The following is an 11191-nucleotide window of genomic DNA, read 5'->3' as shown; positions in this document are numbered from 1 at the left end:
GCTGAAAGACGCGGCGGAGATCCAGCTGGCGACGCACCTTACGGTGCTGCGCGATAAGCTGGAGCCGCTGTTTGCCGCGGGCCGCTACCAGGAGGCGCTGGCCGAACTGGCCACCCTGCGCGAGCCGGTGGACGCCTTTTTTGATAAAGTGATGGTGATGGACGACAACGCCGAGGTGCGGATTAACCGCCTGACGCTGCTCAGCCAGCTGCAAACGCTGTTTTTGCGGGTGGCGGATATCTCGCTGCTGCAATAGCGACTCTTGCCATAAGCAGACAGTAGTATGCAGAGCCGGTCAGTTAATACTGATCGGTTTTTTTTAGCAAAGTGCTTAATCCAGCAAATGGCTTTTCCCTGACGCCTTGTTATCAATATTGATGAAACTTATTGATATGACATTTTTTAACTTTTACTCGACATAAATTAAAATATTAATGCCCGATGGCAATTTACTGCTGGTACTATCGTTTTATAGCGAGTGAGCGAAAAATTTTTAACAGCAATGTGAACTGTCTTTATCTTAGAATAAAGTATTTTATTGTATGCACCTCTCTCTTATTCATTCTTTAAATGATTGAAAAACAGGATTTTGTAGCGTTTATGAATTCCATTTATTGACATCCTTTTGAATTACTTTTCCTTTAACAATAATTAAGGAATTTTAATGAAAATAAATACATATTGTTTTATATAGGAAAAAATATAAAAATAATGTTAATGAAAAAACTTCTCTTGTTTCAGTTAATGAAATTCAGTAATTGGAATTTGAATTTTTATAAAAATAATTTTAGCTTCTTGAATATCGATTGTGATTTTATAATGATAGGAGGTAAAAAATGGCTTGGTCTGATATCAAATCTATTGAATCCTTGCAGGTTTCATTTACTACAACTAATCGTGTTGCATATATCTATGGAAATGGTTTCAACACCGTAGAAGTTATCATTTATATAAAAGCATTGGATGAATTCGGCCAAGAATTCACGGATTATTCATTAGACGAGTTTCGACGTAATGTAAATCTAATAGAGGTTATTAGGACAGCGCATCTAAGCCATAATCCTAACACCAGTACTTGGTTTGTTGTTTATGGTTCCCTTGGGTTCGATATTCTCCCTCCGGCACCATCATATGCGCCAGTCCAGGATCCACCTCCTACGGATATACTGTCTGACAATACCAGGATAAATACCGAAGCCCATCAAGCTGCAATTGAAAAAGATCATATATCGGAGGACAACTATTCTTCAATAGGATATTACCAAGGCGATATTAATGTGATGAAGATGCCCGAAAGTTTCAGGGAAATCGAATCTCAAATGGTGCCTGTGGATGGACTTATCGAGACAAGTGGCAGAACGTTTAGTTATTTCGTAGGACGTGGGGCAGCTAGTCCTTCCAGAACCATTGACATCGCGGTGCAACTAACCTTGACCCATCCGGCCGCTTCGCCAAAGGTGATAAGTACAGGTTTATACGGTACCCCCGGATTTTTCAGTTCTGTTACAATTAATGCCTTGGACCCAATTAATTATTCTGACGCGAGAAATGTGACTCTCAGTCGGCGATCGGTTGACATTTTACGAACTAATAATTATTGGGAGGCCCATAAAGGAGTTACAAAATACCATAATAACGGAACACTCGATCGTTTCACTATTAATCTTTATCCAAAGATAGGAGGAAGTTTTATAGAAGCATATTCCTCAAATGAAATTTCAGACCAGAATTTGAATGCAGGTAACGACTCTTGGGGGGGAGCAGGATTTAGAGGGATTGGTCAAGGCACTAGAAACACTTATAATAAACCTTTCGCTGTGATAGAACGTGGCTGGGGCTTTACCTTTTACCAAGTAAATTTCTGGTATGTAAAGCCAAATTACCCCGAAGTCCTAGGTCATTTCTTGGGGTATGCTTATGGTACCGCCTATAAACTTTTTACTTTAATAGATACCGATGACGTAGATAAAACTATTACTAATCCGGCAACCCTGGTCATGTATAAGTTTTCTATATGGAGTACGAATGACGTTGTAACGCATTATTGGAATGGCACTCCAGTGGACAGTAGTGTGATTTTTCTCAGGGATAAATACGGTAATAATGGCAACCTTTCACTGCATTTTGATCGCAACGATTACTTCGACGTGCCTGAGTTGCGGTGATGGTTTACACGAAACGGGCGCATCAACTCTGCAAGGATTGATCTATGAGCAATTTATTTTCTTCTCAGGCCTCAAATTTTATCGAGGGCCTGCAGGGCGGAGTCGATCCCCGCACGGGCCTGTTTGTAATTAATTTTCCTATTGCCAATCTGGTGGGTAACGGCGGTATTGGCCCTGCATTTGACGCCAGGTTGACATATTCTCCGCTCAGCACCGCCAATAATGGTTATGGAATGGGTGTCTCTCTGGGGTATTCTTATTATGATTCCGAGAATCGGCTATTAGTGCTCAATACCGGCGAGCGATATAATATCGTTGAAACCGGCAATCAACCGCTTGTTGTACAGCATAAGCTTGACAGCTTTCGCTTTATGCGGACCAGTACCAATTATTTTGTTATCTGGAAAAACGGCACTGTTGAAGTGCTGACCGGCCCCCAGAATGCGCGGTTAATGAAAGTTACGGAATATATCTATTCACCCACCGGACAGTGGCTTAAGTTTGATTGGAACATCCTCGGCTCCCTGACGCGCCTGGAAAGAATTACCGATAGCACCGGCAAACTGTTGCTGTCGGCGGTCTACTCCGGCACTAACGCCTCCACGTTCACCCTCTGGCCGGGGAGCAGCGAAGGTTATGTCCTGACGATGATTTACCGTAATAATAATCTGTACCAGTTGACGAATAACGCGGTGACGCCGCCCTTGACCTGGACGTTTGACTATACAACGGTCGGGTCTTGGTATCCGATTACCGGTATTCACTATCCCACCGGGCTCAGGGAGCAGGTCTGGTATCAAAACGCCCGGATGTTGTTTCCGACCAGTGCGGGCCTGCCGGCCCTGCCGGCGGTATCAAGGCATTTAAAATCTCCCGGTGCCGGTCAGGAGGGGATTGACACTACTTATACCTACTCCAATTCAAATTACCTCGGCTACGGCACCGCCGGCAGTTGGTCGCCAGACCGCGATAACCTGTTCGGGGTTCTCAACGCCTATATCTATTGGTCGCGCAGAACAGTGACCAGCGGCGGCGTCTCGCGGGCGACGATCTGCACGTACAATAACTTCCATCTGCAAATAGAAGAGGAAACGCAAAGCCTGGGCGCCAGCACTCGTACAATTACCGAGTATTATGCCTTGCCGGGCACGGTTTTTGACAATCAACCCCCACAGTTTCAATTGCCGCGCAGCCGGACTGTTATATGGCGCTATCTCTCCGGTACGCCGCGCAGCGAAATTACCCTGACGGAATTTGATGCCTCAGGCAATCCCACCCGCACGCAGACCCCGGACGGGATGGTCACCGAGCTGTTTTATTATTCGCCCGCCGGGGAGCCCGGCTGCCCACCCGACCCGTGGGGATTTACACGCTTTATACGGCGGAAAAATACAATTCCAGCCCCCTCGGCGTTCTCCACCCCCGCGCGCGACGAGAACTACAATTATATTTCCCTGCCCGCCATGGCCGGTACCCCCGCCCCTTATAGCGTGCTGATGGAAGACCGCTTTGATGCCAGTGGCGCAACCCGGATGCTGCATACCCAGCAGTTCTACCTTAACCAGCCCGCCAGCCCGACGATGCATGGGCGACCTGCGCGCACGGTGCGCTGGTTTTATGACCTCAACAACAGTAGCCTGAGTTATCCGAATTTCTTCGAACCACTTTATACGCTAAACGCAGATGTATTGACCACCAGCGAGCGGGTCACCGGTCACGATAAGCTAACACTCACTACCAGCCGGGAAGTGTCGATATTAAGTGGGCGGGTGCTGGCCGAGACCGATGAGCAGGGCAACCGTACGGTAAATGTCTATGATAATCTCGGTCGCCCTACCCGCTCCACCCGCAATGTCGGTAGCGCGTTCCAGCAGGTGACCACGCTTACCTATGCAACCCAGCCGGTAACCGGCGGCACCGCTATTTACACCGCCACCACCGATCCGCTCGGCAATATCACGCGCAGCTGGTTTGACGGCCTGGGGCGAGTGACGCGCCAGGAAGTTAGCGATCCGGATACCAACGGTCAGTGGTTTGAGGCGCAAACCGCCGCCTATAATGCTTTTGGCGAGCGGGTCGCCGAAAGCGTGTTTGATTATCCCCGCAGCGGCCAGGTCGCCCGTATGACGCGTACGGCGGCGATCACGTATGACATTTGGGGGAACCCGTTGCGTACCGCGTTCAACGACGGAACCACGTTGATAACCCAAAGCGACCCGATTGCACTGACCCAGGCTGAGACCCGCGAGGGCTTCGCCAATAATCAGACGCTGTATGCCGGCTGGACCCTGACCACTCTGGACGTCCGCGGGCTGCCGCTGACCATTGTCCGGCGCGATCGGTCGGGCGTGACGCTGGGGCAGGTCACCCGCCGTTATGATGGCCTGGGTCGTTTGCGTCAGGAAACCGATGAAATGGGCCGCACCACCGATTACCAGTATGATGCCTTCGATCGGGTAGTGGGCCAATGTCTGCCCGACGGTAGCGTGGTGAGTAAAATGTACGTGCCGTTTAGCGACCAGCTATGGGCTACCGCCATCCGTGTTACTAATTCCGCTGCGCGTATTTTTCAGTTGGGCTCCCAGGCATATGACAGCAGTGGGCGCATCATGCAAAGTACCAGCGGCGGTCGCCTGACCCGTTTTGGCTGGACTGGCGCCAGCCCGCTGCCGTCCACTGTGACCACGCCGATGGGCGAAGTGCTGCGCTATGAATATATTCCCCAATTGGATAATGCCGTCAGGAGCGTGACCAGCGGCACCCTGCGCCAGGATTTTACCTGGGACCCCCTGAGCGGCAGAATGACGCGGGCCACGGGCGATAATGGCGCGGTAACCACACGCGCGTTTACCCGCTCCGGCCAGTTGCAGGGAGAAACCTTTACCGTGCCGGGCCAGCCGTTGCGTGGGGTAAACCACGCCTGGAGCCTGATGGGCAGCCAGACGCAGTATACCGATATCACCGGCACGCAGACCCAATATCAGTATAATGCGGTGGGGCAACTGGTCCGGGTCAGCGATGCGGATATGGTTATAACACTGGCCTACGATGCGCTAGGCAGACTGGAAACGCGGCACACCGCCGACCCGCGCGGCCTGCATGCCTGCACCATCAGGCTGGGCTACGATCAGTTTGACCGCGAGATTGCCCGCTCCGTCACGGCGGCCAATAACGAAACGCTGACGATAAGCCAGACTTGGTATGCCAACGACCAGCGGCGCAGCAGCGAAACACGGCACAATAATGTAATGCTGCGCCAGGAAGCCTGGTTTTACGACAGCCGCAACCGGCTGGAACGTTATACCTGCGCCGGCGCCGCGCCGCCGATAGATCCCTACGGCAAGTCTATTTCGTTGCAGACCTTTGCCTATGACGCCATCGACAATATTACCCAATGCGGCACCACGTTTCCCGGCGGCGTGGACAATGCTCTGTTTCAATTTAATAATCCCAACGACCCCACCCAGCTCAGCCTGGTGCAGCACAGCCATCCCGATTATCCCGCTGTCATAGCGCTGACGTATGACGCCAACGGCCAGATGACGCTGGACGAGGCCGGACGCCGGCTTGCTTATGACCCGCTGGGCCGTATGATTTCGGTGACGGGCGGCCCCGCTCCAGGCGGCGGTTATGGCTATGACGCCCTCAATCGATTGGTCGGACAATCGGTAACCGGGCGCGGCGCGCATGCGCTTTATTACCGCAATGATGAGAGGGTCAACGAGCAGCAACCCGGTGCGTTGCGGCCGGTGCGGCTAGCCAAACTGGGCGGCGCCACTGCAGCGGTGCATGACGGTACCACCTTGCGACTGACGGCCACCAATGATCAGAACAGCCTGCTGTGGTCACGGGCCGAAAATCAGACCTCGGAGCTGGTCCGTTATACCCCCTGGGGCTTTAGTCCTGCCTTCCGCCCGTCGTTGCCCGGTTTTACCGGCGAGCGTCCCGATCCGGTGAGCGGCGCTTACCACCTGGGCAACGGCTATCGCGCTTATAACCCGGTGCTGATGCGTTTTAATACGCCGGATTCGTTAAGTCCGTTCGGCGCGGGCGGTATCAATGCCTATGTCTATTGCGCCGGCGACCCGGTCAATAACGCCGATCCGAGCGGCCATATCAGCTGGCAGGGCATTCTGGGTATCGTTTTGGCCGTCGTAGGCTTTGCCTTGAGCATCCCCACCGGCGGCGCCTCACTATCATTGGTCGCGGGCGTCTTGATTACCCTTGAAGCGGCGGCGGCGACGACGGGCATTGCCTCCATCGCGCTGGAGGAAAAGAATCCGCAGGCCTCGGCGGCGCTGGGATGGGCATCGCTGGCTCTGGGATTAGGCGCGGGGGCGGGGGCGGGCGTCGGCAAATTGGCGGCCAGACGCGCTAACACCACCAGGGGAGGAGGTCTTGCAGATATCGCGCTTGGCAACAGGATAGAGTTGGGCGACGATCTGTATTTATTTAAAGGGTCTGAAAATTCAGAACGCCTTATTATTTCGTCTCATGGTAAATATCACCAAGAGGCGGGTTTTTTCACGGTGCCGCAAGGGTCCCAAGTGAGGTATGGCGTAACGGAGGGCAGAAGGCTAAGGTTGGGATTGCGGCAAGCAGCCGACAATAGCTTTACGCCCGCAGAGGTCACTCGCCGTGATTTTCAGCACAATTACCGGTTAGAGCGATTCCCTAAGGATGACGATCTTTTTGCGTCCCGCCTTGCAAGTGAGTATAAAGTGGATATTGTCACCGTGCGTGCTCATGCCTCGCAAGAGTTTGAAATGGTTACAATGCGTACCTTGTTAAAAAACCTGGAGGACAAAGGATTGCGTTATAAAACAATCGACGGTATTTTTTGCCGCGTATGGGAGTGGGACGCCCCGAATACCTTCGTAATCAAAGATCCCATGCGCTTTCACTTGACCAAGAAATTCAGTCTTAAATAAAGCGACGGAATACCTTAATCAAGTCATCGTCTATATAAAGGAATAGTTATGAAGGTAATTGCCGCGCGCGGCCATAAATGTAATAAATTTTTTAGCATGAATTCATCTTGATAAAGGAAGCAAAATTCAAGTTAGGTAATTTTAAGTATTATAAAAGTGATGCTGTCGAGTCATTTTGTTACGTTCAAGTAATAACAAGATATAGGTTCATTCCATGCTAAATCAAATAAGGCGTACGTGCCCGATAAACCTTTTCCTTAGTTTTTTATATCGCTAATGATGTTTTGTAATTGATAACATTCATCATATCATTCGATAGCTGTATAGATTTACTGAGTAATAATCAGGAAGTATAGGGTTTACTATTCAAAATTTTCGAGGTATGATCATGGCCAATTTCACCAGTTGGGCACAACTATATTCTATTAAAAGCCTTTTTCTCACCACCGATACCACCGCAACCCAAGGTATAATTTACGGCAACGGTTTAAACCAGGCTGAAGTCATCGTTCACATGGTGGCTGTGGATAGCCAGCAGCAGGAAATAACCGGCATCCCAACTTCGGCCCTGCTGCAAAATAGTAATCTTATCGATTATATAACAGGCGGCAATATTTTCGACGCCTCCGCCGGCCCGACGCCGGCTGGTGATAACGTTTGGAGTTTCAGCCCTACCCCTAACGGCTTTAATTTCGCGCCGCCGGCCAATTATTATACGGTGGATGTTACTTGCGAACCGGATCGATCCACACCCTGGCACGTCGGCGGCAACGATGAGCCGCAGGCAGTCGATGCAAGATATCCCGCGGCCCCCGATGCCAATCAGGAGTCCATGGCCCGCCCCTATTTACCGAATGCGGCGGCGGCTACCTACTTTGTGATGCGCGGACCCAATGCCGCCACAAGGACCAAGCAGTTTGCCGTAAAGGTGACCTTAACCCATCCCGGGGCGCCGATTACTGTCTTCAGCACGGGCTTTAACGGTACGGAAGGGTTCACGAGCTATATCACCCTTACCGCGCTGGATCCTATTGATTATTCTTACCCCGAAAACCGGATCGTTCGTGAAACGGAACCGGCGGTAATGAGCCGCTCGGTATATTATCAGCTTTACGCAGAATATGACGGTACCTATACCGACCACGGCGGTCAGGTGTGCCGGCGCCATACCCTGGTTATCTCTCCCGCAATCGGCGGTAAATTCCACAGGGTTGAAGATATCTCTGGGCTGGTGGTCAATGACGATTATGTCAATCAAGGCGATATGCCCTGGCAAGGTCAGAGTATACCCGGATTTACTGGACTCCAGGCCGAGTACCCAATCTCCATTTTGGGCCGCTCGCCGACCATCTACCAAAACTACCGCATGAATTTCTGGTATCTACATCCGGATAACGCCCGTTTTGTCGGGCACTGTGTTATTCGTAACGACAGCTCATGGGATCACCGGTTTTACCGATTTTTCACCCATTTTGATGAAAGCCAGGTTTACGAAACGCCAGACCCCGGCCGGTTGGTATGCTATCAATTTGAAATTAATATTTATAATCTCTTTAATTGGCAATGGCGCTATGTGGAACGGGAAAATCTCATATTACGCCTGACCGATCGTTATGGTAATCGAGGGTTTGTTTCATTGGTATTTAATCTAGGTGAATGGTTTGACCGGCCCAGAATCGTATAACGTAAAATCAATATTTATTACGATGCCCTTATTTACACCATAAAATAAAAAATGGTGAGTGTTCGTCAGCATAAAAGCATAGAGAAGGTAACCTATGAGCATTTTTACCCATTGGGCGCAAATTCATAGAATTACTCGTTTGGTTATCACTACCCGGACTACCGAGCCGCAAGCGTTCGTTTACCGGAATGGTTTTAATCAGACCGAAGTTATCATACACATGAATGCAGTCAACAACTTGAACCAGGAAATCACCAATATCCCCTCCAGCGCGTTATTGCAACACAGTACCCTGCTTGATTTTGTCAGAGGGGATGAGATGGTGGATGGCACCGATTTACCCCCCGCCGCGCGTGAATCGGTCTGGAGTTTTAGTCAGGTGGATAACGGGTTTAATTTTGAACCCCCCACGCCCGCCGGCGAGAATGGCGATAAGCCGTCTTTGCCGGTAAATGTTAATGCGGCGGTGGCGTCATTTTTTGTGATGTGCGGTCCCCTCACTCCGGCCAGGACCAGGCAGGTGGCGGCGCAGGTTAGCCTGACCAATCCCGATGCGCCGGTCGGCGTTTATCAGACCAATTTAACCGGCACGCCGGATTTCGCCAGCCAGGTGGCTATTACCGCCCTGGATCCCATCGACTATTCTCTGGCGCGAAACCGCCGCGTACTGCAAGGGGTGGGTAGCACCGAGCGCACCAATATTGTTTGGCAATCAAGAACCGGTAATAATCCCATTCAGGAACGGACAGACGGCACCAGAACCCGGCATTACGTTCGAATTACGCCTGCCAACGGCCAATTCCGCAGCGTTGAAAACTTATCCGGCGTTATTACTGATGACAACATATTTCGTGAGTTTGAGAATTGGAATGGTCAGCAGGTGACAGGCTTCACCGGCCTTGATAGTCAATTTCCCTTGGCCGTTTTGGGACGCGGCGCGCAGTTCGTTCCCTATCAAGTTAATTACTGGTATTTGAACCCTGTCTCAACACAAATAAGCGGCCACTATCTGGGCCAACCGTTAACCGGTTTTAATCCACCGGCTTGCCTGGTGTTCCCGCGGCTTACTCCTGACGAGGTCATCGCGGGTAACGATCCGGGTATGCTGGTGTGCTACAAATTTACCGTTTCAGCTAATAATATGTTCCCCTTCGCCTGGTTTTCCGCCGAGCGCTATGGACTGGCGTTACGGCTGACGGACCGTTATGGCAATAGCGGATTTGTCTCCCTCACGCTTGATGCGGTTGATTGGTTCGATGCGCCGCGAGTTTTGTAAAAAAAATGAGATCGTTGGCAATGCCTTGAGCATATTTATTCCTCCCAAAGTGGACTATCCTTACTCTGCAAACAGGACGCGGCAATTTTGGAACCACGGAAACCGGTGAGTTATTTTACAGGAGTAGTTGGACATGATGTTAAGGGACAGACTGGCGCAGTTCCGTTATGCGCTGATGATTCCAGTGCTGTTTATGCTGGCGCTGCAGATTACCGCCTGCGGCGACAAGGAGCCGGAGCAGCGCAAGGCGTTTATGGCGTTTTTACAAACCACCGTACTGCCGGGCGGCGAGCGGCTGCCGACGCTGACCGACGATCAGAAAAAACAGTTCGGCACCTATGTAGCCGACTACCAGATCCTGCTGACGTTTACCCAGCAATATACCCAGGCGGTGAACGCCAGCCTGCTGCCGGTGCTGGATCAGGTCAGCCAGATCCGCGTGCCGCAGGATTATCTCACCCATCGGGTGGATTTGCAGCAGTCCGCGGGGGCGTTGAACCTGTTGGGGCCGCAAATCGAGCGGCTGAAAAAACAGGCTGATGACGCACGTGCCGCCCTGAAGCAGCCCGACGATTTGAAAGCGGTATATGAGCAAGCCTATACCAAGCTGGTGATCCAGCCGGCTCAGCAGGTGACGCCGGTGGTCACCAGCGCGGCTACGCTCTCGGAAACGCTGATCCAGGTGGGCAATTTCCTGAATATGCAGGGCGGCCAGGTGACCTACGGCCCCACCTCGGTGGCGTTTCCCACCCGGCTGCAGGCGACGCAATACAATGAGCTGATGGCCGGGCTGCAAAGCCAGCACCAGCAACTGATGCAGGCGCAGACCGCCGCCGGCGCCGCCCTGCGTTAATCACGCTGGTATCCCGATCGCCGCCGGGCCTGCCAATGAACGTGAGCGGGAATAGGGGCAAAGCGATTGAACGCCGAGCGCGCCGTGGATGGCCGCTCGGGTCACTTTTTTGCAACATATCATGCTGATAATAGCGCAGAGGGAAGTGCGCAGTCGCCTGTACCGTCGCGGTAAGTTTCTTACAGATTATGCCGGCAAATCCCGCGGTTTACCGTGCAAATCAACCGGTAAGCCCGATCTCGCGCCGCCTTCACGGCTGGGTGACAAATAATTTGTGATACA

General features: G+C 51.6%; 6 protein-coding genes. All 6 read left to right on the top strand.

Going from position 1 to position 11191, the window contains the following annotated elements:
• The coding region (locus tag VGC33_RS05200) for a DALR anticodon-binding domain-containing protein (RefSeq protein WP_331119687.1) at nt 1–256 on the top strand (256 nt) is incomplete at its 5' end.
• Nucleotides 257–836: 580 nt separating this feature from the next.
• The gene (locus VGC33_RS05195) at nt 837–2165 is read left to right on the top strand and encodes a hypothetical protein (protein WP_331119686.1); all 1329 of its coding nucleotides are present in this window, start codon (nt 837–839) and stop codon (nt 2163–2165) included.
• 44 nt (nt 2166–2209) lie between these two features.
• Nucleotides 2210–7096: an RHS repeat-associated core domain-containing protein gene (locus VGC33_RS05190; protein ID WP_331119685.1), complete on the top strand. Its 4887-nt coding sequence runs from the start codon at nt 2210–2212 to the stop codon at nt 7094–7096.
• Nucleotides 7097–7484: 388 nt separating this feature from the next.
• Complete coding sequence (locus tag VGC33_RS05185; RefSeq protein WP_331119684.1) at nt 7485–8780, top strand: hypothetical protein; 1296 nt, start codon at nt 7485–7487, stop codon at nt 8778–8780.
• Between the two features lie 94 nt (nt 8781–8874).
• Nucleotides 8875–10056 carry a hypothetical protein gene (locus VGC33_RS05180; RefSeq protein WP_331119683.1) on the top strand — a complete coding sequence of 394 codons (1182 nt, stop codon included), beginning with the start codon at nt 8875–8877 and terminating at the stop codon, nt 10054–10056.
• A 136-nt stretch (nt 10057–10192) separates the two neighbouring features.
• Entirely contained in the window at nt 10193–10909 is a 717-nt protein-coding gene (locus tag VGC33_RS05175; RefSeq protein ID WP_331119691.1) for a DUF3053 domain-containing protein, read from the top strand.
• Nucleotides 10910–11191: the final 282 nt, after the last annotated feature.

The sequence above is a fragment of the Acerihabitans sp. genome (assembly GCF_036398755.1).
Lineage (GTDB): Bacteria > Pseudomonadota > Gammaproteobacteria > Enterobacterales > Enterobacteriaceae > Acerihabitans.
The sequence above is the reverse complement of the archived record's forward strand: the minus strand, read 5'-3'. Positions and strand labels throughout refer to the sequence as shown.

What these genes read in the sequence shown, in the direction of transcription:
- VGC33_RS05175 (WP_331119691.1), top strand. Translation starts at nt 10,193, where the DNA reads ATGTTAAGGGACAGACTGGCGCAGTTCCGTTATGCGCTGATGATTCCA.
- VGC33_RS05185 (WP_331119684.1), top strand. Translation starts at nt 7,485, where the DNA reads ATGGCCAATTTCACCAGTTGGGCACAACTATATTCTATTAAAAGCCTT.
- VGC33_RS05180 (WP_331119683.1), top strand. Translation starts at nt 8,875, where the DNA reads ATGAGCATTTTTACCCATTGGGCGCAAATTCATAGAATTACTCGTTTG.
- VGC33_RS05190 (WP_331119685.1), top strand. Translation starts at nt 2,210, where the DNA reads ATGAGCAATTTATTTTCTTCTCAGGCCTCAAATTTTATCGAGGGCCTG.
- VGC33_RS05195 (WP_331119686.1), top strand. Translation starts at nt 837, where the DNA reads ATGGCTTGGTCTGATATCAAATCTATTGAATCCTTGCAGGTTTCATTT.